General features: G+C 68.9%; 23 protein-coding genes. 11 read left to right on the top strand and 12 right to left on the bottom strand.

What is annotated here, in order from left to right:
• Window positions 1–369: 369 nt before the first annotated feature.
• Genes ACIRGA_RS28875 through ACIRGA_RS28860 form a run of 4 tightly spaced genes read right to left on the bottom strand, consistent with a single transcriptional unit; the run spans window position 370 to window position 5258 of the window.
• Entirely contained in the window at window positions 370–1509 is a 1140-nt protein-coding gene (locus tag ACIRGA_RS28875; RefSeq protein ID WP_400946618.1) for a family 2 encapsulin nanocompartment cargo protein terpene cyclase, read from the bottom strand.
• A 25-nt stretch (window positions 1510–1534) separates the two neighbouring features.
• Entirely contained in the window at window positions 1535–2398 is an 864-nt protein-coding gene (locus tag ACIRGA_RS28870; protein WP_400946616.1) for a geranyl diphosphate 2-C-methyltransferase, read from the bottom strand.
• A gap of 53 nt (window positions 2399–2451) precedes the next feature.
• Complete coding sequence (locus ACIRGA_RS28865) at window positions 2452–3840, bottom strand: family 2B encapsulin nanocompartment shell protein (RefSeq protein WP_400946614.1); 1389 nt, start codon at window positions 3838–3840, stop codon at window positions 2452–2454.
• Window positions 3837–5258 carry a family 2B encapsulin nanocompartment shell protein gene (locus tag ACIRGA_RS28860; protein WP_400946612.1) on the bottom strand — a complete coding sequence of 474 codons (1422 nt, stop codon included), beginning with the start codon at window positions 5256–5258 and terminating at the stop codon, window positions 3837–3839. The genes ACIRGA_RS28865 and ACIRGA_RS28860 overlap by 4 nt, the downstream gene beginning before the upstream one ends.
• 454 nt (window positions 5259–5712) lie before the next feature.
• Between ACIRGA_RS28860 and ACIRGA_RS28855 the strand changes: the two genes are divergently transcribed.
• From ACIRGA_RS28855 to ACIRGA_RS28840, 4 genes are read left to right on the top strand one after another with little or no spacing between them, the layout of a single operon-like run.
• Entirely contained in the window at window positions 5713–6039 is a 327-nt protein-coding gene (locus ACIRGA_RS28855) for an ArsR/SmtB family transcription factor (protein WP_400946610.1), read from the top strand.
• Window positions 6036–6689 (top strand): cation transporter, encoded by a 654-nt coding sequence (locus ACIRGA_RS28850; protein ID WP_400946607.1) that lies wholly within the window; start codon window positions 6036–6038, stop codon window positions 6687–6689. Before ACIRGA_RS28855 ends, ACIRGA_RS28850 begins: the two co-directional genes overlap by 4 nt.
• Window positions 6690–6699: 10 nt before the next feature.
• On the top strand, window positions 6700–7311 hold the full coding sequence (locus tag ACIRGA_RS28845; RefSeq protein WP_400946604.1) for a class I SAM-dependent methyltransferase: 612 nt from the start codon (window positions 6700–6702) through the stop codon (window positions 7309–7311).
• Between the two features lie 43 nt (window positions 7312–7354).
• Window positions 7355–7786: a hypothetical protein gene (locus ACIRGA_RS28840; RefSeq protein WP_400946602.1), complete on the top strand. Its 432-nt coding sequence runs from the start codon at window positions 7355–7357 to the stop codon at window positions 7784–7786.
• 6 nt (window positions 7787–7792) lie between these two features.
• On the opposite strand, the gene ACIRGA_RS28835 is transcribed toward ACIRGA_RS28840, so the two are convergent.
• Together ACIRGA_RS28835 and ACIRGA_RS28830 are read right to left on the bottom strand one after the other, a co-directional pair.
• Window positions 7793–8596, bottom strand: coding sequence for an MBL fold metallo-hydrolase (locus ACIRGA_RS28835; protein ID WP_400946599.1), 804 nt, complete (start codon window positions 8594–8596; stop codon window positions 7793–7795).
• A gap of 72 nt (window positions 8597–8668) precedes the next feature.
• On the bottom strand, window positions 8669–9247 hold the full coding sequence (locus ACIRGA_RS28830) for a TetR/AcrR family transcriptional regulator (RefSeq protein ID WP_400946597.1): 579 nt from the start codon (window positions 9245–9247) through the stop codon (window positions 8669–8671).
• Window positions 9248–9317: 70 nt separating this feature from the next.
• Here ACIRGA_RS28830 and ACIRGA_RS28825 point away from each other — a divergent pair, with 70 nt between their 5' ends.
• Entirely contained in the window at window positions 9318–10211 is an 894-nt protein-coding gene (locus ACIRGA_RS28825) for an NADP-dependent oxidoreductase (protein WP_400946595.1), read from the top strand.
• 6 nt (window positions 10212–10217) lie between these two features.
• Here the strand turns inward: ACIRGA_RS28825 and rraA are convergent, their stop codons facing one another.
• Together rraA and ACIRGA_RS28815 are read right to left on the bottom strand one after the other, a co-directional pair.
• On the bottom strand, window positions 10218–10697 hold the full coding sequence (gene rraA, locus ACIRGA_RS28820) for a ribonuclease E activity regulator RraA (protein WP_400946592.1): 480 nt from the start codon (window positions 10695–10697) through the stop codon (window positions 10218–10220).
• A complete protein-coding gene (locus ACIRGA_RS28815; RefSeq protein WP_400946590.1) occupies window positions 10694–11299 on the bottom strand; it encodes a TetR/AcrR family transcriptional regulator in 606 nt (201 codons plus the stop codon). Before ACIRGA_RS28815 ends, rraA begins: the two co-directional genes overlap by 4 nt.
• A 60-nt stretch (window positions 11300–11359) precedes the next feature.
• Between ACIRGA_RS28815 and ACIRGA_RS28810 the strand changes: the two genes are divergently transcribed.
• A complete protein-coding gene (locus ACIRGA_RS28810; RefSeq protein ID WP_400946587.1) occupies window positions 11360–11602 on the top strand; it encodes a hypothetical protein in 243 nt (80 codons plus the stop codon).
• Here ACIRGA_RS28810 and ACIRGA_RS28805 read toward each other — a convergent pair.
• Window positions 11596–12216, bottom strand: a complete 621-nt coding sequence (locus tag ACIRGA_RS28805) for an NAD(P)-dependent oxidoreductase (RefSeq protein WP_400946584.1) — start codon at window positions 12214–12216, stop codon at window positions 11596–11598. The two genes, ACIRGA_RS28810 and ACIRGA_RS28805, sit on opposite strands and share 7 nt — an antisense overlap.
• Window positions 12213–13103 carry an EamA family transporter gene (locus ACIRGA_RS28800; protein ID WP_400946582.1) on the bottom strand — a complete coding sequence of 297 codons (891 nt, stop codon included), beginning with the start codon at window positions 13101–13103 and terminating at the stop codon, window positions 12213–12215. The genes ACIRGA_RS28805 and ACIRGA_RS28800 overlap by 4 nt, the downstream gene beginning before the upstream one ends.
• A 79-nt stretch (window positions 13104–13182) precedes the next feature.
• On the opposite strand from ACIRGA_RS28800, the gene ACIRGA_RS28795 reads away from it, so the two are divergent.
• Window positions 13183–14067: a LysR family transcriptional regulator gene (locus ACIRGA_RS28795; RefSeq protein ID WP_400946579.1), complete on the top strand. Its 885-nt coding sequence runs from the start codon at window positions 13183–13185 to the stop codon at window positions 14065–14067.
• Window positions 14068–14189: 122 nt separating this feature from the next.
• On the opposite strand, the gene ACIRGA_RS28790 is transcribed toward ACIRGA_RS28795, so the two are convergent.
• Together ACIRGA_RS28790 and ACIRGA_RS28785 are read right to left on the bottom strand one after the other, a co-directional pair.
• Window positions 14190–15050: an NAD(P)-dependent oxidoreductase gene (locus tag ACIRGA_RS28790; protein ID WP_400946577.1), complete on the bottom strand. Its 861-nt coding sequence runs from the start codon at window positions 15048–15050 to the stop codon at window positions 14190–14192.
• A gap of 10 nt (window positions 15051–15060) precedes the next feature.
• On the bottom strand, window positions 15061–15936 hold the full coding sequence (locus ACIRGA_RS28785) for an NAD(P)-dependent oxidoreductase (protein WP_400946574.1): 876 nt from the start codon (window positions 15934–15936) through the stop codon (window positions 15061–15063).
• Window positions 15937–16019: 83 nt separating this feature from the next.
• Between ACIRGA_RS28785 and ACIRGA_RS28780 the strand changes: the two genes are divergently transcribed.
• The 4 genes from ACIRGA_RS28780 (at window position 16020) to ACIRGA_RS28765 (ending at window position 23279) form a co-directional block, all read left to right on the top strand.
• Window positions 16020–19208 (top strand): BTAD domain-containing putative transcriptional regulator, encoded by a 3189-nt coding sequence (locus ACIRGA_RS28780; RefSeq protein WP_400946571.1) that lies wholly within the window; start codon window positions 16020–16022, stop codon window positions 19206–19208.
• A 147-nt stretch (window positions 19209–19355) separates the two neighbouring features.
• Window positions 19356–21932: an FtsX-like permease family protein gene (locus ACIRGA_RS28775; RefSeq protein ID WP_400946568.1), complete on the top strand. Its 2577-nt coding sequence runs from the start codon at window positions 19356–19358 to the stop codon at window positions 21930–21932.
• On the top strand, window positions 21925–22617 hold the full coding sequence (locus ACIRGA_RS28770) for an ABC transporter ATP-binding protein (RefSeq protein WP_400946565.1): 693 nt from the start codon (window positions 21925–21927) through the stop codon (window positions 22615–22617). Before ACIRGA_RS28775 ends, ACIRGA_RS28770 begins: the two co-directional genes overlap by 8 nt.
• Entirely contained in the window at window positions 22617–23279 is a 663-nt protein-coding gene (locus tag ACIRGA_RS28765; RefSeq protein WP_400946562.1) for an ABC transporter ATP-binding protein, read from the top strand. The genes ACIRGA_RS28770 and ACIRGA_RS28765 overlap by 1 nt, the downstream gene beginning before the upstream one ends.
• The last annotated feature ends 365 nt before the right edge of the window (window positions 23280–23644 follow it).

The raw sequence follows: 23644 nt of genomic DNA, 5'->3' as shown, positions 1-23644 counted from the left end.
CCGCGCACCCTTTGCGGCCTGAGTCCGCGCCGACCGACGAGGGCCGATCGCGCGCTGAGTGTCCACAAAGGACGCTCTTCGGGCTGCCAGTGTCCGGTTTGGGTAGTCTGCACGGTTCCACGAGGGAGTCGTGAGCGGCAAAGAGGGTTCTAACCCTCATTATCACTCACGACCCTGGCCAGGATCGTACATATAGACATGAAACGGACACCGCGCAGTCGGAAACTGTCCCTTGTGGACACTCAGCGGCGCTTGGACGTCAGCGGAGAGGGCCCACGCCACGTTTGACTTACCCCTCAATAACCTCTCCTCCCGCGTTCAGTCCTCTGAATGCGGAAGTTCGTGTCGCGAACGACCGCATCCAGAGGACTAAACGCTGGGTTTCGTCCGGTACCGCGGGCTCGTCGAGTGCCATTCGAAACCGCCGCCCATCCAGCCCCGCAACCCGCGCAGAAACCGTTGCAGTTCAAGGGAAGGCACCGCGCTCAGCTTTTCGTGCGCCGACTGGAAGTCCCGGACGACGTCGTTGTGCAGTTCGACGGTGATCGCCGTGGCCTCTTCGATCGAGCACTTCCGGTCGGCGGCGATCAGCAGTACCGCGTTGCAGGGCGGCGATTCGTCCTCCAGGTCTTTGGCGACAGAATGCACGTCGTTGACGAGCACCGCCGCCGTTCCCGCTTGGATCGCCGCCTCGCGGACCCGAGGGTCGTAGTAGAGGTTCGAGGTCAGTTCGTAGCCGCCGAGGACGTCGATCAACGTCATCGAGGTGTAGAAGCTGTCGTGCTGCCGGGCGGCGAGATATTCCCACGCGGGCGGGTATTTCCCACTGTGGCGCCATGCCGCGTAGGCCGACCAGCTCACGAACATCGAGAAGGTCGAATAGCAGACCCGCTGGACTTGCGCGGCTGTTCCGGCTCGCCGCAGGAACTCCGTCCCCGAGTTGAGCGCCACCAGAACCCGGTCGTTGCGCAGCGTTTCGTCGAGGTCGCGGCTGAACTCGCCCAGCGACGGCACCGGGTCCATGGCGGCCATCCCCAGCGCGAGCTTCGGTGGCAGTTCGGCCGGTACGGCGCCGAGCGAGGTGTCGTCGGCGTAGAGGTCGTCGGCCGCCCACCAGGCGGCGTTGAGCCGCGCCGAGATCAGCAGCCGGTCGGGATCCTCGCAGTCGGGGTGGGCGAGCATGACGAGCCTGCCGAAGCCCGCTTTGCCGATCTGCTCGCATTCCTCGTCGTCGAAGCCGCACTCCCCCGCCCACAGGGCCAGCCGCCGGTCGACCTCGGCGGCGAGCGGGTCGTTGATCCGTTCAGTGACGGGGCAGTACAGCGGCGGCGCCGACCCGTCGCCCCAGGGCCGGTACGCGTAAGCCGGGTCGAGGGCGGGTTGTTCCGGCGGCGGAGTCGCCTCCGCCGCCGGAGCAACCGCGGTCAGCCTGGCCGCCAGCCGGGCGGCGGACGTGCCCAGACCGCTCGGACCGGCCAGTAGCGTGGCGAGCGCACCCTGTTCGGTCATCGCTTACTCCGATGGTCTCGCGGGATCAGACGCGGTCCGCGGCGATGAGGAGGTAGTGGAAGCTACCTTCGCGGTAGGCGTCGAGGAACGGTCCTTCGATCCCGGTCGCCACCGACGACTTCGCCCGCAGTTCCCAGTACGGGATCGTGTCCGGCGTCAGATCCACCACCGAGATCGGCACCAGGTCGTTGGCCGTCATGGCCTTGAAGTACTCGCTGCGCGGATGGATGTTGCAGGTGTAGTGCTGGTCGATCTGCGCGACGGCCTTCGACCGGCCACCGGTCACGTCGTTGTAGCACCCGGTGATGGTGACGTAGCGGCCGCCGAACTCCAGCTGCCGCGCGTGCTCGGCGAACAGCTCGTGGAGGTCCACGTACATGGTGCTTTCGTTGTTCCAGATCGCCTTGCGCGAGCCGGATTCGAAGCCGGTGTCGAGCATGTTGCGGAAGTGGTAGCGCACCCGGTCGGCGACGCCCCGGATATCCGCCTGGTGATTGGCGAACTCGACCTGCTTCTCCGAGATCGAGATCCCGTCGACGTGGCAGCCGAATCGCGCGTTGGCCATGATGCTGGACCCGCCGCGCCCGCAGCCGGCGTCGAGAAGCCGGTCGTCCGGTTTGACGTCGCCGAGGTGATCGAGCAGGACGTCGGCCTGTGCCGTCTCCAGGCGGTGCATTTCGGCGATGATCCGCTCGTCGCGGGTGTCCTCGGGGCCTTCCAGCACGGACCAGTCGACCTCGCCGATCCCGTAGTGGTGGTGATAGAGCCCGTCCACATCGCCCAGGCGCAGATTGACCGGGTCCTTCTCCTTGTTCCAGTACGACGCCACCGACTTCTGATACTCGGTGCGCAGAACCTTTGCGGGAGCGGGAGTACGGGCGATCGTCACGTGTGTGGTCCTTTCTGGAGCGTTGTTGTTCGTTGTCGTCGCGGGGCGAGGGGTCACCGCGCGACCTCGACGTTCTCCAGCACGCCGAGCGCGTCGGGCACGAGCACGGCGGCCGAGTAGTAGGTACTGACCAGGTAGGTGGCGACGGCCTGTTCGGTGATGCCCTCGAAGCGCACGTTCAGGCCCGGCTCGTACTCGTCGGGCAGTCCGGTCTGGTGCAGCCCGATCACGCCGTTGTCCTCCACACCGGTCCGCATGGCGAGGATCGAGGACGTGCCGTTGTCGGTGATCGGGATCTTGTCGCAGGGCAGGAGCGGCACCCCGCGCCACGCGGCGACCACCTTCCCGTCGACCGTGGTCCCTTCCGGATACAGGCTGCGACGGGTGCATTCCCTGCCGAACGCGGCGATCGCGCGTGGGTGGGCGAGGAAGAACTTCGTCTTGCGGCGACGGCTGACGAGTTCGTCCATGTCGTCGGGCGTCGGCGGACCGGAGCGGGTCTGGAACCGCGACTTGAGATCGGCGTTGTGCAGCAGCCCGAACTCGCGGTTGTTGATCAGGTCGTGCTCTTGCCGCTCACGCAGTGCCGAAATGGTCAGCCGGAGTTGCTCTTCGAACTGGTCCATCGGCCCGTTGTAGAGATCGGTCACCCGCGTGTGCACCCGCAACGCCGTCTGCGCGACGGCCAGGTCGTACTCGCGCGGCGAGATCTCGTAGTCGACGAAGGTGCCCGGCAGCAGCGGCTCGCCGTCGTGCCCCGACGACATCCCGATCTCGGCCTCGCCCTTGGCGTTCTGCGGTTTTCCCTTGCTCGCCAGCATGTCCTGCACGTGGCGGCGCATCGCCTCGGACCGGCCGTTGAGGTCGGCGAAATCGTCGGCGCGCAGGGTCAGCACGATGACCGGGGTGACGGCCTTGGCGGTGAACGGCCAGTTCCGGTCGATGCCGGCGAGCATCTCGTCACCGAAGTGGTCACCGTCGGCCATGCTGCCGACAGTGGCATCGGCGCCGTACTCGCCCGGAACGACCTTGGCGATCTTGCCGTGCGCGACCAGCACGACCTCGTCGAGCGGAGACCCGTGGCTGACGATGGTCTCGCCGGGCTGGTACTCGTGCTGCACGAACCGGTCGGCGAGCGCGGTGAGCGTGTCCTCGTCGTCGAAACCCCGCAGCAGGGCCAATTCCGCGAGTTCCTGCGGGACGACCCGGACCTCGGTGCCGACATTGGTGAAGCTCACCCGCCCGTCGCCGACCGCGTAGGTCAGCCGCCGGTTGACGCGGTAGGTGCCACCGGCCGCCTCGACCCAGGGAAGCATCTTCAGCAGCCAGCGCGGCGTGATGCTCTGCATCTGCGGCCGCGTCTTGGTGGTCGTCGCCAGGTTCCGTGCGGCGGCCGGGCCGAGACTGAGCCGCCGGTCGGCCTCCGGCGTCGTCGCGGTCATCCTTCGCGGCCGAGTTCGGCGGCTTCGAGGACGGCCAGCGCGTCCGGCACGAGCACGGCGGCGGAGTAGTAGGTGCTGACCAGGTAGGAGATGATCGCCTGCTCCGAGATCCCCATGAACCGGACGTTCAGCCCGGGCTCGTATTCGTCCGGCAGGCCGATCTGACGCAGGCCGACCACGCCCTGGTTCTTCTCGCCGGTGCGGATCAGCAGTACGGAGCTGGTGCTGGTCTGGCTCACCGGGATCTTGTTGCACGGCAGGATCGGGACGCCGCGCCACGACGGCACCTTGTGCCCGCCGAGATCGGTGCCGGTCGGGTAGATGCCGCGTTTGCTGCACTCACGGCTGAACGCGGCGATCGTGCGCGGATGCGCGAGGAAGAAGCCGGGTTCCTTCCACACCAAGGCGAGCAGGTCGTCGAAGTCGTCCGGCGTGGGCGGGCCGGTGCGCGTCGCGATCCGCTGGGTGAAGTCGGCGTTGTGGAGCAGGCCGAAGTCGGTGTTGTTGATCATTTCATACTCTTGCCGCTCACGCAGCGCCTCGATGGTCAGGCGCAACTGCTGTTCCGTCTGGTCCATCGGCTGGTTGTAGAGATCGGACACTCGGCTGTGGACCCGGAGCACGGTCTGGGCGACGCTCAGTTCGTATTCGCGCGGCGAGGTCTCGTAGTCGACGAACGTGCCCGGCAGCAGCGGCTCACCGTCGTGTCCGGACGAGATGTCGATCTCGGCCTCGCCGAAGTCGTTGGAGCGTCCGGAGTCCTGCGACGCCTGGTCGATCTGCGCCTGCAGCGATTCGGACTGTTCCAGCACGCGCTCGAAATCCTGGCGGGTCAGCGTGAGCACGGTGCAGGCGGTGGCCGCCTTGGCGGTGAACTCCCAGATGACGTCGTCGGCGACAAGGGCTTGCGCGCCGAAGTAGTCGCCGTCCTTGACCACGCCGAGCGCGGTCTCGTCACCGTAAGGACCGGGGCCGGTCTTGGTGATCTTGCCGTGCGCGATGAGGAAGACCCGATCGGCCCGGTGCCCGAATTCGACGAGGACGTCGCCGGCCGCCACTTCCTGCTGGTCGAAGCGGCGGGCGAGTTCGGCGAGGACCTCTTCGTCGTCATATCCCTTGAGCGGCTTCAGTTCTCCCAGTTCCGCCGGGATCACACTGACCTCGGTGCCCGCCTTCGAGAAGGTCACCCGCCCGTCGCCGACCGCGTAATTGAGCCGCCGGTTGACCCGGTAGGCACCACCGTTCACCTGAACCCATTCGAGGGACTTCAGCAGCCAGCGGGACGAAATTCCCTGCATCTGCGGAACGGATTTGGTCGTCGTCGCCAGGTTGCGCGCGGCGGCCCGGCCCAAACTCAGCTGCGGATTTTCCGGCCCCTGGACACCTTCGGCGGCAGTGCCCGATTCGGTCACGGTCACAGCAAGGTCCACCCTTCGATAGTCGTGTGAACAAACAAGACCCACAATTCGCGGCGTGCCGGTCATGCCCCGAACTGCGGCCCCGCAGGATCAACATAGCAAGGGGTTTTTCCCACACAAGCGCACTTTCAGGTAATGCGACAAGGCCACCCGAATGCCGATTTTCCCATTGTGCAGGAAAGCTTTTCTTAACGTCACCCGCCGCCTTATGGCCGCCATGCAATCGGGCCAGTGATTGTTCTGAGGTGTCATGCGGCGCCGCGCCGGAACTCCCCGGTGTACCCGCGATGCGGCCGTTGGAGTGGCCACACCGGACTCTTTCGGGTCGCCTCCGCATCCGCGTTCGGCATTGGCTTGACAGACAGCGACGAAACAGAGGGTCGCGTCCGGACACTCCGTCGGGTCATGGTTCAGCCCTTGCTGACATATCAGCGAAGGCTGTACTGTCCGGCCTGTGCTGACATGTGAGACCCAGGGTGCCGCACTTGCCCGGCTCGGACGAGCCCTCGCCGACCCGAACCGGTGCCGGATCCTGGTCGCTCTGCTCGACGGAGTGAGCTATCCCGGCCGGCTGGCCGATCAACTCGGCCTGAGCCGTTCGAACGTGTCGAATCACCTCGCCTGCCTGCGAGGTTGCGGGCTGGTCGTGGCGACCTACGAAGGCAGGCAGGTCCGCTACTCGCTGGCGGACGCGCATCTGGCCCGTGCGTTGCGGGAGCTCGCCCAAGTTGTGCTGGCCGTCGACACCGCCGAGCCCTGTGTGGACGAGGTGCTCCAGTGAGCGTGGAGAGCGGCTCCTGCGCGGACGGCTGCTGCACCACGAAGTCCACAGTGGCCCCGGATCGCCGGGCGTTGCTGTCTCGACGCGTCCGGCTCCTGGTCGCCGCGACGATCACCTACAACGTCGTGGAGGCGGTCGTCGCCATCTCGGCGGGCACCATCGCCTCGTCGACCGCCCTGATCGGCTTCGGCCTGGACTCGGTCATCGAAGTCGCCTCTGCCGCGGCCGTCGCGTGGCAGTTCTCCGGCAAGGACCCGGAAGCCCGCGAACGCACCGCGCTCAAGGCCATCGCGGTGTCCTTCTTCGCGCTGGCCGCCTATGTCACCGTCGAGTCGGTGCGCGCCCTGTTCGGCGCCGAACCCGCCGAGCACTCCCCCGTCGGTATCGTGCTGGCGGCGGTCTCGCTGCTCGTGATGCCTTTCCTCTCCTACGCCCAGCGTCGAGCCGGGCGCGAGCTCGGCTCCGCGAGCGCTGTCGCCGACTCGAAGCAGACCTTGCTCTGCACCTACCTTTCCGGTGTGCTGCTCGTCGGGTTGCTGCTCAACGGCCTCTTCGGCTGGTACTGGGCCGATCCCCTGGTCGCGCTCGTCATCGCCGCCGTCGCGATCAAGGAAGGCCGCGAGGCCTGGCGCGGCGAACACTGCTGCTGAAAGGAGCGCGATGAACCCGCCCGCTCGGTGGAACCGGTACTGGGACGGCAAATCCCGGAACTACGACCGGGAAATGCAGTTCATGGACCGGAAGCTCTTCGGCGATTCTCGGGCGTGGGCGTGCGGGCAGGCCACCGGCGACGTCCTCGAAGTCGCGGTCGGGACCGGCCTGAACCTGCCGCTCTATCCCGGCGAGGTCACGCTCACCGGCATCGACCTCGGCGACGGCATGCTCGCCATCGCCCGCGCCCGTGCCGAACGCCTCGGCCACCCGGTGACGCTGCGGCGAGCCGACGCGCACGACCTGCCTTTCGACGCCGAGTCGTTCGACACCGTGGTCTGCACCCTCGGCCTCTGTGCCATCCCCGACGACGGCAAGGCGTTGCGGGAAATGGCCCGAGTCCTCCGGCCGACCGGCAGGCTCATCCTGCTCGACCACATCGCGAGTTCGTCCCGCGCGATCCGCGGTCTGCAATGGATCGCCGAGAGGATCACCGTGCCCATGGCGGGAGAGCACTTCCTCCGGCGGCCGTTCGACAAGATCGGTGACCTCGGCCTGGCCGTCGAACGACGGGATCGGTTCAAACTCGGGCTGGTGGAACGGCTCGTCGCCCGCAAATGAGGCGTGTCATCGGAATTTCATCGACGCGGCCGATCCTGATGACGTGACCTACCCTCAGCCGCAGCCGTCCATCTGGCAGCAGTACCCCGTCGCCCCGCCGAAGAAGACCCCGAAGACCGGGCTGATCGTCGGGATCGCCGCCGCGGCGCTCGTCGTCACCGGCGGAGCGATCGCGGTGACCGTGGCGCTCGTGACCGGTGGCAGCGCTCCCGAGGTCGATCCCGACCCGTTCTCCGCGCAGGCCGGGGACTGCATCTCGGCCGACGAAGACGCCGGTACCAACGGTGCGTTCAGTGCCAGCGCCGTGCGGGTCCACTGTTCGGACAGCTCCGCCAACTACACGGTGATCGCGCAGCTTTCGACCGGATCCGGCTCCGATTGCGACGCCGTGCCCGGCTACGAGTACGGCAACCCCGTCGTCTACGACTTCGCGTCGGGGCAGTCTCGGGAACTCTGCGTCATGCCGAAGGGCTGAGCGAGCCTAGGCACTGGCGAGACGCTGTACTTGCCCGGCGTGCAGATCGCTCACCCATTCCCAGCCGGGTTCGGCCGACGAGCCGATCCGCGGGTCATCGGGGGTACGGCCGTCGCGCACGGCATGCACATACGCCCGGTCCAGATCGATCCGTGCGCGCGCCTGGCCGGCTCGGCCGACGGCCCCGTGGCCGGGTACGACGACATCGACGTCGTCCGCGATCTCTTCGAGCAGCCGGAGTCCGGTCAGGTAATCCCCGAGCGGATCGGCGGTGTGGTCGAACATCGGGACCAGGACGTCGGAAAGCATGTCGCCCGCCACGAGAACCCCGCGGTCCTCGATCAGCAGCGCGGCATGGCCGGGAGCGTGGGCCGGATGCTCGATGATCCGCAGTTCAGGGCCGTCCCAAGGAATCCGGGCGCTTCCGGCGGGCAGACCGGCGATGATGCCGAACAGATCCGACGACACCTCCCCGGCGATTTCCGGCGGCAGTCCCTCGGCGAATTCGGTCTGCCAGTTCGCTTTCGACCGCAGATCTCGCAGATAGGCGGCGCAGCGGTCCGTGCCGTAGCGGGGCGCGTCACCGAACGCGGTGTGCCAGAGCGCGTGATCCCAATCGGGATGTGTCGCGAAACCCGCCACCACCGGCCGGCCGGACTCGGCCAGGTCGTTCGCGAGGCAGGCCATTTCGTCGTCGGTGATCCCGGGATCGACGAGCAGCACGCCTTCCTCGCCCTCGACGACGACCGTGTTGTTCCTCAGCAACGCGCTCTGATGGACCAGCACACCCGTCGCAACCTGTGTCAGCACGCCGATCCTCCGCTTGTGATATGCAACCACTTCGCTGAGACGGTAGCGCCGACTGGTGGCATAGTGCAAGCACTATGGACGGCCGCCGACCTCCCAGGCCGCTTCGATCATCCGGAAGATCTCGTCCACCGCGGCCTCCGGATCGGCCGCCTCCCGGCCGATCGCGTAGGCGTCGATCACGAACCTGGCGATCGTCCGGCAGGCGGTCGCGGACCGGGACGACTCCGGATCGGCCGCGATGGCCGCTGCCAAGGACTCCGCGTGACGCAGCCTCATCGAGTCTTCGTACTCCCGCAAGGCGGGCGATTCGTCGATCATGCGCCAGATCGGGGCGGCGCCGTCCGCCGTGCAATGACGCACCATCGCGTGAACCTCACGACGTAGCGCGGGGATGAGCGGCTCCCCCGGCGACCTTTCGGCGACCGCCCGCGTGAGCCCTTGCTCGAAGGCCGTGTCCTGCTCGAACACCAATGCCTCTTTCGAGGCGAAATGGGAAAAGAGCGTCGTGACGGCCACGTCGGCCTCCGCGGCCACCTCGCGGATGCCCACTTCGTCGTACCCGCGTTCCAGGAAAAGCCGCAGGGCGGTGTCGGCGATCTTCTGACGCGTCGCGGCCTTCTTCCGCTCACGACGTCCGGTCGGCACGGTCATGCGGCGACGCTAGCAGATCCAAAACAACAACAGTTCCAAAAGACTAACCGTTAGTGCTACGGTCATCGGCATGAAGCAAGTGATCTTCACCGAGTTCGGTGGTCCTGAAGTCCTGCGACTCGTCGACGCCGAAGAGCCGCACGCCGGCCCAGGTCAGGTACGCATCGCCGTGCGCGCGGCCGGGGTGAACCCCGTCGATTGGAGGATCCGCGAAGGTCAGGTCCTCGGCGCGCATCCGACCGTGCTGCCGTCCGGGGTCGGCCTGGATGCCGCCGGGGTGGTGGACGAGGTCGGCGAAGGTGTGGACGGGGTCGAGGTCGGCGACTCGGTGTTCGGCGAGGGTTCGAGCACCTATGCCGAGTTCGCCGTGCTGTCGGCGTGGGCGGGAATGCCCGAAGGTCTGACGTTCGAGGAGGCGGCCGGATATCCGTCCGTGGTCGAGACCGCGCTGCGGCTCATCCGCGAAGCCGGCGTGCGGGCCGGCGAGACGCTGCTGGTCAGCGGCGCGTCCGGCGGGGTCGGATCGGCGGTACTACAGATCGCGCGCGAACGCGGCATCACGGTGATCGGCACGGCCGGCGCCGCCAACCAGGACTATCTGCGCGATCTGGGCGCGCTCGCCACGACCTACGGCGAGGGCTGGGTGGAACGGGTGCGGCGGCTCGGCCGGGTCGACGCCGCCCTCGACCTGGCCGGGTCGGGCGTGATCGCCGAACTGGTCGAGCTGACCGGCGATCCGGGGAAGGTCCTCTCCATCGCCGATCTCGGCGCGCCCGAGTTCGGCGTCCGGTTCTCCGGCGTGGCCGGGAGCGTGCCGGACGCGCTGGCCGAGGCCGTCGACCTCATCTCGCGGGGGAAGCTGCACATCCCGGTCGAGAAGTCCTATTCACTCGCCGACGCCGCGGCTGCGCACACCGACAGCCATGCCGGGCACACCCGCGGCCGCCGGGTCATCGTCGTGTGAGCCGGTTCAGGCGGCGGGAAGGATCACGACGCCGTCGTCATCGGAGTAGAGCGTGTCTCCGGGAGTGAAGGTCACTCCCCCGAAGCCGACCGGGACGTCGACAGCGCCGACGCCCGCCTTGGAGCTCTTGCGCGGGTTGGTGCCGAGTGCCTTCACCCCGAGCGGGAGCCCGGCGAGCTCAGCGCTGTCGCGTACCGCGCCGTTGACGACGATGCCCGCCCAGCCGTTGTCGACCGCGGACTTCGCGATCATGTCGCCGGTGAGCGCGCTGTGCAGGGAACCGCCGCCGTCGACCACCAGCACCGCGCCTTCACCCGGAGTGGCCAGCAGCTTTTTGACCAGGCCGTTGTCCTCGTGACAGGAGACGGTCCGGATCGGGCCCGAGAAGGACCGGTGCCCGCCGAACTGGCGGAACTGGGTGTCGCAGACGCGCAGCCGCTCGCCGTGTTCGTCGACGAGGTCGGCGGTGGTGAAGGAATCGATCACGGGTCCTGAGTGTAGGGCGGGAAAAGCGTGTCCAGTACGTGGGTGAGGATGGCGGCGGGATCCGCGGCGGGTGCGACGGTCTGGCGCAGCGCGAGGCCGATGCCCAACGCCCCCAGCATGACGACGGCCTGATCCAGTGGCATGGCGGGTTCGAGACGCAGTCGACTGCTGTGTTCGACCAGCAGGGCGACCACCTCGTCGTCATGGCGTCGCTGGATCGCCGCGACCAGCGCGGCGGTTTCCGGTTGCTGTGCCGTCGCGGCGAGCACTTCCGCGGCCGCCGCACTCCACTTCGCCGCGTCCTTGTCCGCCACGTCGACGGGGTTCAGCGCCGCGATCACCTCGTCGCGCGAAGTGGCGTTAGCCAGCGCTTCGCGCAGTCCGCGCAGATGGCCGTCCGCGTCGGCTTCGATGATCGCCAGCCACAGTCCTTCTTTGCCGCCGAAATGCTTGTAGACGGCGCCGCGGGTGTACCCGGCGTCGGCCGCGATCTCCTCGACCGTCGCCGCGAGGAAACCGCGCCGCAGGAAAACCTGACGTCCGGCGGCCAGCAAGTGGTCATGGGTGCGTCGCTGCTGCTCGGCCCGGGTCAGCCTGGTCATCGTCTCCCATTCAGTAACAGAGTGTTTCTGGAAACACGACGTTACTGTATCGTCGGCCGCATGGACCTCCTGGCACCCGTGGCGGCGTTTCTCAGCCTTCCCCTCTTCCTGGCGGGGTTCGCGTGGTACGCCGCGCGTGCCCGGCGTTGCGGTGTCAGCCAATCCTTGCTCGCGCCGATCGAGGAGATCTGGGACCCGATCGCGCACAAGACGAACATCGAGATCCAGATCGAGGCCGAACGGAGTCCGGAGACGCCGTCCCCTGGCGATCCGCCTGAGCCGAGGTGGCGATTGCCTCAGTAGCCGACGGTGAAACGCCGGTCCCTGCCCGGATTCTCGAGCTCGTCGACGATGGCGACGGCGAGATCCTCCGCCGAGATCCGGGACGATCCGTCCTTCGCGACGAGGATCGCCGTCGTCCCTCGCCGGTAGGCCCCGGTCCGGACGCCGGGCTCGAGGATCGCGGGTGGGCTGAGGTACACCCAGTCGCCCGAGTGCGCTTCACAGGCTTGGAGCTGCTTCGTGCTGGCCGAGGCGATGGTCCGCCACGCCGTCGGCACGAACGCCGGATCGTCGATCACGAGCCCACCCGACGGCGAGCGCAGCGGCCCGGCGCCTCCGACGACGAGGACGCGGGTGCCCGCCGCGGCGTCGAGCAGGGCCGTGATCGTGGCGGCGACGGTGTCTTCCGCGCCGGGCTCGGGTCTCGTCGCACCCACGACGGCGTCGACTCCCGCGAAGACGGCGCTCATCCGGCCGACGTCGGTGGCGTCACCGCGGACGACTTCGACGTCCGGATGCGGCGATTCCGTTGGCGTACCACGGAAAACGGCGGTGACCTGGTGTCCACGGGAAGCGGCTTCGGCGACGACACGGGAGCCTGCCATCCCCGATGCCCCGACCACGGCGATCCTCATCGGACGGCACTCTTCGGGGTGATCTGACCCGCGACGATCGAGGCCAGCGCGAGCGCGAACCCGGCGAGCTGGATCAAGCCCAGCGACTGGCCGAGTAGCGCGGCGCCGAGTACCGCGGCGACCATCGGCGAGAGCAGCCCGAGGACGGCGACCGAGGTGACCGGCAGGGACGTGATGCCGCGGAACCACAGGACGTAGGCGAGCAATCCGCCGATCAGGCCGAGCCAGAGGTAGCCGAGACCCGCGTTCAGGTCGATCGCCGGCGGCGCTCCTTCGAACAGGAAGGTCACTGGCAGCAGGAACAACCCGCCCGCGGTGAGCTGCCACGACGCGAACGCGGTCGGCCCGACGTCCGCCGGACGTCCCCAGCGTTTGGTGAGCGTGACGCCGAGTGCCATCGTCCCGGCGCCGCCGAGCCCGGCGATCACCCCGATGACGTCGAAGCCCGCCGCCGGCCCGAGCACCACCAGCCCGACACCCACGATTCCGACGATCCCCCAGGCGAACCGCCACGCGGACGGGCTCTGCCGCAGCACGGCCACGGCGAGGATCGCGACGAGCAGCGGCTGGGCGGCGCCGAGGGTGGCGGCGACCCCGCCGGGCAGTCGTTCGGCGGCGACGAACAGCAGGGGGAAGAACATCCCGATGTTGAGGACGCCGAGCGCGGCGGCCTTCAGCCACCACGTGCCGCGCGGGAGGGTACGGGTGATGGTGAGCGCGATCAGTCCGGCGGGAAGGGCGCGCATGAGCCCCGCGAACAGCGGATGTCCCGGCGGGAGGAGTTCGGTGGTGACCACGTAGGTCGACCCCCAGACCATGGGAGCGAAAGCGGTCAGCGCGGTACCGGCGAGACCGGCGGCGAGCGGTGTGGTCGTCAGCGTTTTCACGCTTCTCAGCATCGGCGCTGACGATCAATGAGTCCAACACATGTTTGTCACTTGATCCATCGTGATTCAAGATGGACGCATGGAGCTTCAGCAGATGCGGTACGTCGTGGCCGTGGCGGAGACGAACAGCTTCACGCGCGCCGCGCAACGGTGTCTCGTCGTGCAGTCGGCGCTGAGCCACCAGATCGCCCGGCTGGAACGGGAGCTCGGCGCGCGGCTGTTCGAGCGCACGAGCCGCCGGGTGCGGCTCACCGCCGCGGGCGAGGCGTTCCTGCCCGCGGCCCGGCAATGCCTCGAGGCCGCCGAACGGGCGGGTTCGGAGGTCGCGGCGGCCGTCGGCGAGATCCGCGGACGGCTCACCGTCGGCATCATCCCGACCGTCGCGGCGGTCGACGTCCCGGCCGCGCTTCACACGTTCCGCGACCGATACCCGCATGTCCGGATCGGGCTGCGGGTCGGGGCGAGCGGGCAACTGGTCGAGCAGATCAAGGAGGGCGCGATCGAGGTGGCGTTCCTCGGCCTCCCGGTGACCGACCGGCCGGACGGCGTGGGCACCTGCGAACTCGGCCGCGACGATCTGATCGCCGTGGTGGCTCCCGGACATCCGCTCGCCGCCGAGTCCGAAGTGGACTTGAAGCGGCTGTCGTCCGAAGTGTTCGTGGACTTCCCGACGGGATCGGCGGGACGGGCCCAGACGGATCAGGCGTTCGCCGCGGCGGGAGTGACCAGGGAGGTCGCGTTCGAGGTGACGGCCGCCGACTTCATGGCGCGGCTCATCCATCAGGGATTGGGGGTGGCGCTGCTGCCGTCGAAGTACGTACCGAACCTGACCGACGTCGTCACCGTGCCGGTGCGGGACGCGCCCGCGCGGATCGAGTACCTCGTGTGGAACCGCTTCACCGTCACTCCGGCGGCGAAGGCCTTTCTGGAGGTACTGGGCGTGGTGAGTGGTAAGGACGGTTAGACCCGTCCTCGCCGTGTCCGCCCGGAGGCGAAGGCTCCCTTCGTCGCATCAGACTCGGTGAAGGGAGCCTTCAGCCCACCACGACCCGGCCTTCACGCGACCGGAATCGGGATCATGGGCACCTACTTGCGGTCCGCCTTGATGATCTCGATCAGGCTCGTCCACGAGCTACGTCCATGACCCGCGGCGATCGCCCGGTCGTAGTGCGACTTGATCGCCTCCGGCAGGACCACGTCGATTCCCGCGTCCCGGCTCGCCTGGACGATATGGTCGGCCGTCGCGCCCATCATGGTCACGTTGGCGTCGTCGCCGGGGTGAACGCCCTTCTCGAGCTGCTCGGCAGCCGCGTCCAGGTAGTAACCCAGCATCTTGAAGTTGTCCTTGGCGTACGGGGCGAACTTCCTCAACGGCACCCCGGCCGACCCCACCAGCGCGCCCGCGTGCATGTACACCGAAAGCGAGGTGAGGAAGATGTCCACCTGCGCCTGGTAGAACAGCTGCGCCAACCGGACGTCCTCGCCGAGGAAGTCCGGCCGCCCGATCAGCGCCAGGGTTTCGCGGTGCTTCTCGAACACGTCGGCGGGACCGCTGTAGAACACGTACGCCTCGTCCTTGCCCACAAGTTCGGCGGACACCATGCATCCGCCGGCGACGAACCGCCCACCGCGGGCCTCGACCCACTCGGCGGCTTCGCGGGTCTTCTCCGGGGTGTCCGAGCTGAGGTTGACGATCACCTTGCCCGCCAACGCGTCCTCGGCCTTCCCGAGGATGTCGTACATCGCGGCGTAATCGGTGAGGCTCAGCAGCACCAGCTCCGAGGCCGACACCGCGTCCGCCGGTGTCTCGGCACGCACGGCACCGGCGGCGACGACGCCGTCCGCGCGGGCGGCGGTGCGGTTCCAGACCGTCACTCCGTGGCCGTTCTCCAGGAGTACGTGGACCATGGCCTGTCCCATCGGGCCGAGCCCGATCAGTGTGATCATTGTGTTTCCCTTACTTCTTGAGGAGTTCGATGACGCCGATCAGGTCTTCGGCGCCGTGTCCGTCGGCGACCCGCTTGTCCATCAGCGGCTGCAGCGGGGTGAGCAGTTCCGCGCTGATGCCTTGTTCCGCCGCGGCTTTGGCGAGGTTCGGGTAGGCCCCGGCCTGCATGCCGATGTTCGACACGACGTCCGTCACGTAGTCGCCGTCGTCGATCTGTTCGGCCGAGCGCTCCAGGAAACCGCTCATCGCGTCCAGCCAGCCGCGGAGCAACGGCGCGAATTCCCGCGCTTTCCCTCCCGCCGAGCCGACCAGCGCGTACGCCTGGATGACGCCGACGAAGTACCCGTACATCCCGCTGAGCAGCGCGATGTCGTGCAGTGGCGCCAGTCCGGGGTCGGCGCCGAGGTAGTTGACGCCGCCGAAGGTGTCGAGCGCGGTGCGAGCCCGGCCGAAGACGGCGCCCGATCCGCTGTAGAAGATGAACGCCGCGGGAGTGCCGATCATCGGCGGGACGGCCATGATCCCGCCGTCCAGGTAGGCCGCGCCCAGTTCCTCGGCCCAAGCACTCATCTCACGCGCCTGGCCGGGGGTGCCGTTGGTCAGGTTGATCAGCTGCCGTCCCTCGAGCCCGGCCGACACCGGGTCGAGGACCTTGTGCACCGAGTCGTAGTCGAGCAGGCAGGCGATCACGATCTCGTTCGCCGCGAGAGCCTCCGAAACGGTCGAAGTGACCGAAGCTCCCTTAGCCGCCACCACCTCGGCGCGGCTCGCGGTCCGGTTCCACGCGGTGACCGGATGGCCCGCGGCCAGTAGTGCTTCCACGAGCGCGGTTCCCATCGCGCCCAGCCCCAGTACCGTCACCGGGGTCTTGCCGTGTTCGCTCATGGGACCACCGTGACGGGGCCCGCGCACGGATCGCTGCGGGTTCACGCACGATCTTGTCGGTGGTCCGCGCTAACGTCGGTTTCGTGCGATTCGGAGTGCTGGGGCCACTCGCCGTGTGGACGACCGCGGGCGAGCCCGTCGTCGTGCCCGAGGCGAAGGTCCGCCTCCTGCTCGCCGGGCTGCTGAGCCGCGACGGCAGGGCGGCGTCGGTGTCGTCGTTGACCGACGATCTCTGGGGCGAGCACCCGCCGGGAAATCCGGGCAACACCCTGCAGACCAAGGTCTCCCAGTTGCGCCGCGCTCTGGAGAGGGCCGAGCCGGGCGCCAGGGAGATCGTGACGCACCAACCGGCCGGATACGTCCTCACCGTCGAGCCCGGGGAGCTGGACGTCCATCGGTTCCGCGCGCTCACCGCCCGGGCTCGCGACACCGTCGACCCACGCGCGCGGGCCGCGCTGCTAGCGGACGCGCTGGCGTTGTGGAGAGGGCCTGCCTACGCCGGATTCGAGGACGAACCCTTCGCCGTCGTCGCTGCTCACCGGCTGGAGGAGGAAAGGCTGCTCGCCGAGGAGGAGCGGGCCGAAGCCCGGCTGGCGCTCGGCGAACACGCCGTCCTCACCGGTGAGCTGGCCGGTCTGGTCTCGCGGAATCCGCTGCGAGAGCGGCTACGCGGCCTGCTGATGCGCGCGTTGTACGCGGCCGGGCGGCACAGCGAAGCGCTCGAAACCTATGCCGAACTGCGCGCCCGCCTGCGTGACGAGTCCGGGCTCGAACCGGGCCCGGACCTCGCGGCGCTGCACCAGGCGATCCTCACCCGCAGCCCGGACCTCGAGCCGGTTCGCGCCGCCAAGCCCGTGCGCGGAAACCTTCCGGAGGCGCTGACCGAGCTGATCGGCCGCACGACCGCGGTCAAGGAGGTCGGCGCGCTCGTCACCGACGCACGGTTGGTCACCCTCACCGGCCCCGGCGGCGTGGGCAAGACCAGGCTCGCCATCGAGGCCGCGTCGAAGCTCGCGATGGCCGACGGCACCTGGCTCGTCGAGCTGGCGGGCCTGGACAACGTCGAGTGCCCGACCTGCCCGCCCGAGGATCTCGTCGCCGTCGTCCTCGCGGCCGTGCTGGATCTTCGAGAGGAGGCGACGTCCACCGCGTCGCTGACCAACTCGATGGCCGATGCCTTACGGGACAAGGAGATCCTGCTCGTCCTGGACAACTGCGAACAGGTCGTCGAGCCGGTCGCGGCGCTGGTGGAACGGCTGCTCGCGGCGGCGCCCCGGCTGCGTGTACTCGCCACCAGCCAGGAACCGCTCGGGCTGCCCGGGGAGAACGTCTGGGCGGTGCCACCGCTCGAACTGCCCGACCAGCCGGATTTCGCCGCGGTGCGGGAATCGAGCGCGGTCCGGCTGTTCGCCGCTCGTGCCGCGGCGGCCGCGCCCGGGTTCGCGCTCGACGCGGACAACGCGGTGGTGGTCGCCCGGATCTGCCGCACCCTCGACGGGATCCCGCTGGCGCTCGAACTCGCGGCCACCCGGGTCCGGACGCTCGGTGTGCACGAGCTCCTCGCCCGGCTGGACGACCGGTTCGGCCTGCTGTCCTCGGGCAGGCGAGGCGGCCCGCGCCGTCAGCAGACCCTCCGCGCGATGATCGACTGGAGCTGGAGCCTCCTGAGCGAGCCCGAGCAGATCGTGCTGCGCAGGCTCGCTGTCCACGCCGAGGGATGCGGGCTCGACGCCGCGGAGTCGGTCTGCGCGGGGGGCGAGATCGCCGCCGTCGACGTCCTGGATCTGGTGTCCCGGCTCGTGGACAGGTCGCTGGTGGTCAGCAGGCCGGGCAGGTCCGGCGAGCCGCGGTTCCGGCTGCTGGAGTCCGTTTCCGCGTACGCCCTGGACCACGCCGAGCGAGCGGGCGAACTCGACGACCTGTACTTGCGGCACGCCAGCTTCCACGTCGAGCTGGCCGAGCGCGGTGACGCGGGGCTGCGCGGCCGGGAGCAGCGCCGCTGGCTCGACAGGCTGGACGCCGAGGGCGCCAACACCAGGCGAGCGCTGGAAACGCTGCTGAGACAAGGAGAACAACGGCTCGCTTCGCGGCTGGTGAACGCGACGACCTGGTTCTGGTTCCTCCGCGGGCGGCTCACCGAGGCCCGGCGCTCGCTGGATCTCGTGCTCGGCGCGGAAGCCGGCGTCGGCGACGAGTACGCGCAGGCTCTCGGCTGGCGCACCGGGATCGCCGTGCTCGACGGCACCGGCACGGACGCCGCCGCGGAAGAGACCATCCGGGGCATCGCCGATCCCCGTGTCCGGGCGCGGATGTCGTGGTTCCTCGGCTACGCGTGGTCCACGGTCGGCGACCTGTGCCGAGCGGAGAAGCTCACGCTCGACGCGTGGGAGACCGCCCGCGACATCGGTGACGACTGGAGCGTCGCGGCGGCGCTGAGCGATCGGGCGTCCCATCTGATCTCCGGCGGCGACCTCACCGGCGGCGGCCGGATCGCCGCGCAGAGCGCCGGGATCTTCGACGGGCTCGGTGAACGCTGGGGCTGGCTGCAGGCATCGTTCGTCGTCGGCATGCTGGCGTCGATCGCCGGAGACTACGAGCACGCCGCCCGCGTCCATCGGGAGAGCCTTCGCCGCGCCGAGGAACTCGAGCTATGGCCGGAAGTCGCCTACAAACTGTCCTGGCTGGGCCGGACGGCGCTGCTCATGGGCAATTTCGAGGAAGCGGGGGAGTTTCACGAGCGGGCCAGGGCGCTGGCCGTCGAACACGGTTTCAAACCCGGCGAGGTCTACGCCGAAACAGGGCTGGCGCTCGGCGCACGGCGCCAGGGGCTGTTCGACGAGGCCGAGCGGCGTCTGCTGTCCATTCTGGACTGGCATCGCCGGGTGGAGTCCGAGGCGGGCAGCACCCTGGTCCTCGCCGAGCTCGGGTTCATCGCCGAGCAGCGCGGGGACGCGGCGACGGCGAAACGGCTCCAGCTCGACGGCCTCGCGATCGCCCGCCACAGCGAGGATCCCCGTGCGATCGCGCTCGGCCTGGAAGGTCTGGCCGGGGCGGAAGCGGCGGCGGGCTCCCATCGCCTGGCCGCGCGGCTGCTGGGTGCCGCGGCGGCTTCTCGGCGTTCGGTGGGCGCTCCCCTGCCGAAGGCCGAGCGCGGTGACGTCGACCGGATCACCGGCGTCGTGGTCGCGGCGCTCGGAGAAAACGCATTCTCGGCGGAGAGCGAGGCGGGTGAGGCCATCCCGATCGATCAGCTGGTGACGGACAGTCAGTAGCCGGGCACCCGTATCACCACAATGGACCATCTCTTACTTCACGTCAGCAACAAACGGTGATTTCTTTCTGTCGCGCGAGCGCCTCGACCGGTAGCGTGCGTAGCCATGCGGGTGAGGTGGGGGGCTCCCGGCGGGCCCAGGGTGACAATGCCGTGGCGAGCGGCTCCGAGGGCGGCACTGACCAGTCCCCTGACGTTGATCATCGCCGCGGTGACCGCCTTGCTGGCCTGTTTCCTCGGCACCGCCGCCGTCCTGCAGTCCTCGGCCGCGGGCGGCGCGGCCGTCGCGTACCAGTCCGGCATCGTGTGCCCGGACTACTACGGGCCCGTGTTCAGCAAGGACAACGTCCCCGCCGCGGTCGCACCGCAGGTCATCGACTCGGTCCGCCGGAACGCGCCGGCGCACGGTTTCCCCGCGCCGGTCACCTCGCGCTACACGCCGTACCTCTTCGGCACCGAGTTCAACGGCGACCCCAACTACAAGGTCGTTCTCGCCCATCGGGATCAAGCGCATCAAGGCCATCTCGATCTGGCGAGCGGGTCGACGGGCGCCGGATTTCTGCTCGGCACCGTCGTGGCCGGGGCGGAGAACATCAAGGTCGGCGCCACCCCGAGCATCAAAGGCACGCCGATACCTCCGGTGACCGGGCTGTACCGCGACCTTCCCGACCCCGCGCCGCGCTGGTGGTGCTCGCAACAGCGGAACGCCGTCGTCAGCAGGCTCGCCAACGACCCGCTCGACTCGGTCATGTTCGCCAACGACGGGAAGACGTTCGACGACACGATCCGCGCGCTGGGCGTCCCGACGATCAAGACGCTCCACATGTCGTTCTACGAGGCCCCGCCTAAGACCGTGAGCGAGGCCGAGGACCTCCAGGAACGCGGGAAAGCCCTCATCGCCGCGGTCAAGGCGGATCTGGGTTCCCGCGGCCTCGGTGACGCGATCGTCGGGTCGCTGCCGTTCGAACGCTCCGTGGAGATCAGCAACCAGGCGGAATCGAATGTCCTGATCTCGATCCTGCCGCTCGCGGCCATCAGCATCCTGGTGGGCTGCGCCGGGATCGGTACCGTCGCCCTGCAGTGGTACCAGCGGCGGCATCCGCAGCTGAGGTTGCTGTCGGCCCGCGGCAGCGGTCCGGGGGCGCTCGGGCTGCTCGCGGTGGCCGAACTCGGGCTCCCCATCGTCGTCGGCGGTGCGATGGGCGCGGTGCTCGCCCGGCTGCTGCTCGGGGTGTACGGACCACCGGGGGAACTGGACGACGGGGCGACGCTGTGGGGGTCGCTCGTCGCTGCCGCGATCCTGCTCGTCTCGCTCGCGATGCTCGCCGGTGTGATCTCGGTTCGCACCCATCGAGAGTTCGAACTCGGCCGGGTCCGCTCCGGACGACGCAAGAAGGTGAAACTCCTGGCCTTCTTCCCGTGGGAGCTGCTCACGGCCGGTGTCGCCCTGCTCGGCTGGAACCGGCTCGTCGACTACAGCAAGGGATCCCGGATCGGCAACCCGCTCCCCCAGGTCGACCCGCTCGCGCTCACGTACCCGGTTTTCGTCGTGCTCACCGTCGGGCTCGTCGCCGCACGGCTGGCGTGGCTCGCGCTGCAAGCGTCGCATCGGGCCCGGCTGTGGTCGCGGCCCGCGTTGCAGCTGGCCATCCGGCGGCTCGCCAGCGCCCGTGCCCCGGTCACCGGTGTGCTCGTGATCGGCACGCTGGCCATCGGGACCCTGGCCACGGGAATCGGCATCGCCCGCGGTCAGGAAGAGGCTCTGCAGACGAAGTCCGCCATCTTCGTCGGGGCCGAGACCAGGGTCGACACCGAAAGCGTCGTCGGCACCGGGAAGGTCGGGCTGCCCGCCTCGATCGGTGACACCACCGCGATCGTCGGCGAGCTGACCGGTTCCGGCAACGTCGTGCTGGTCGTGGATCCGCGGACGTTCCGGCACGCGGCCACGTTCGGCCCGCTCGACGGAGCCGACGTCGACCGGTTGCTGGACGGCCTGTCCAGCCCCGGTACCGGTGTCGCGGCGATCCGGATCGGGAACGACAGCGCTCAGAAGACCGCGCTGCCCGCCGGTCTCGGGAACGCCAGGGCGATCGGCGAGCTGCCGATGTTCCCGATCATCGGCACCAAGGCCGGATATGTGATCTCACGGGATTCGCTCAGCGAGGCGCAGCTCCGCTCCGTGCCCAAATGGAGCCTGCTGTCCAGCTCGTCGATGACGCAGGTGACCGAGGCGCTGGCCTCCGTGGGAGTGATGACGGCGGTCAACCGCGTCACCCGGGAGTCAGCGCTCGACGCGCTCCCGTTCTACGTGGTGTCGTGGACGTTCTCCTTCATGGCCCTGCTCGGCGCCGTGCTCGGAGTGGTGGCGGTGCTGTCGCTCCTGGTCGCGGTCGAAGTCCGCCGTCGCCAGAACGCGCTGGCCGGGGCGCTGGTGCTGCGGATGGGGATGCGGCCGCGTGCCCTGCTGGCGAGTCACCTGATGGAACTGGGCACGCTCAGCGGGCTCGCCGTGGTGATCGGCGTCGTCTGCGGTGTCTCGGTCGCGGGGCTTTCGGTGCCGCGTTTCGACCCGGCGACCTTCCTGCCACCGCAGTCGGCACTGCCTGACCCGACCCCGCTCGCCCTGACCGTTCTCGCCGTCGGTGTGCTCGTCGTGGCGCTGGCGGGCTGGATCGCGATGCGCTCGGTGCGCACCGCCCGGACCGCGGAGTTGATCCGTGCCTGAGAAACCGATCTTCCGGCTGCGCGGGATCGGCGTCGACTACCAGACGCCCGCGGGCACCGTCACCGGCGTCGACGACGTCACCATCGACATCCCGGCGCGCGGGATCACCGTGCTGGCGGGACCGTCCGGCTCCGGCAAGTCCACCCTGCTGCGGACGCTCGGCCTGTTCGAGCAGCCCGTGCGGGGCACGATCTCCTTCCAGGGCAGCGAAACCGGGAAGCTTCGGCATCGTGACCGGCGGGCGTTGCGGCGGAACCACCTCGGCCTGGTGTTCCAGAACCCGACCGACAACCTGCTCGCGTATCTGAGCGTCGCCGACAATCTCCGCGCGGCGGCGGAATCGGCCGGGACCGAATGCCTGCCCGACGACATCCTCGATCAGCTGGGACTCGGCGGGACCGGCAGTTGGCGGATCTCCGCGCTGTCGGGCGGACAGCAGCAGCGCCTCGCGTTCGGCTGCACGCTCGCTCGCCGCTCGACCGTCGTGCTCGCCGACGAACCGACGTCCCAATTGGACGAAGCCTCGGCCGACCGGGTGCTCGACACCCTGAAGTACCTGGCGGGTCAGGATTTCGCCGTCATCGTCGCCTCGCACGACGACCGGCTCATCGAACTCGGCAGCCGGGTGGCACGGATGCACAAGGGCAGACTGGAGAAGGTCGAAGAACGGGAGGTCGTGCCGTGATGGCGGAACCCGCCCTCGAGGCCGTCGGGTTGCGCCGCCGGTTCCCCCATCCCAGCGGGGACGTGGAAGTCCTGCGCGGGCTCGAACTGCGCGTGGCCGCGGGCGAACTGGTCACCGTGTCCGGCCGCTCCGGCTCCGGCAAGAGCGCGTTGCTGGCCCTGCTGTGCGGTTTCGACTCGCCCGATTCCGGCAGTGTCCTGCTGGACGGCATCCCGATAGCGGGCGCGCCGCCGTGGCACACGTGCGCCGTCCTGCCGCAGGCGCTCGGCCTGGCGAACGAACTGACCATCGCGGAGAACGTGGCGTTGCCGCTGCGGCTCCGGTCCGACATCCCGAAGCCCAGCGCGAAGGACATCCACGCGCGGGTTGCGGAACTTCTGGAGGAACTCGGGATCGGCGACCTCGGCGACCGCTACCCGCTCGAGGTCTCGTTCGGCCAGCAGCAGCGGGTCGCGCTCGCCAGGGCGGTCAGCGGGCGGCCCCGGGTCCTGCTCACCGACGAACCGACGGCGCACCTGGACGCGGGGAGCACGCCGCGCGTGCTTCGGCTGTTGCGGCGCTGCGCCGAGGACGGTGCAGCGGTCATCGTGGCCACGCACGACGACGAGGTACACCGGATCGCGGATCGGCGAGTGCGACTGCTGGACGGCGTCCTTTCCTGACTCGTGAGTGGTAAGGACGGTTCTATTTGAGGGGTAAGTCAAACGTGGCGTGGACCCTCTTCGCTGACGCCTAAGCGCCGCTGAGTGTCCACAAGGGACAGTTACTGACTGTGCGGTGTCCGGTTCATGTCTATATGTACGATTCTGGCCGGGGTCGTGAGTGGCAATGAGGGTTATTTTGAGCCGAAGGTCAAACGTGGCGTGTTCTTGGGCGGGCCGATGGTGGGCTGAAGGCTCCCTTCGTCGCGTCTAATGCGGTGAAAGGAGCCTTCGGCCCTGGTCAAGCGCGGGTCGGGGGGGGGGGGGGGGGGGTGGGTGTGGTTACAATAGCCAACCACCCACAACCCCCCACCCCCCACCACAGC

This window comes from Amycolatopsis sp. NPDC102389, assembly GCF_044765885.1.
Taxonomy (GTDB): domain Bacteria; phylum Actinomycetota; class Actinomycetes; order Mycobacteriales; family Pseudonocardiaceae; genus Amycolatopsis.
This window is presented reverse-complemented; position numbering and strand designations above follow the sequence as displayed.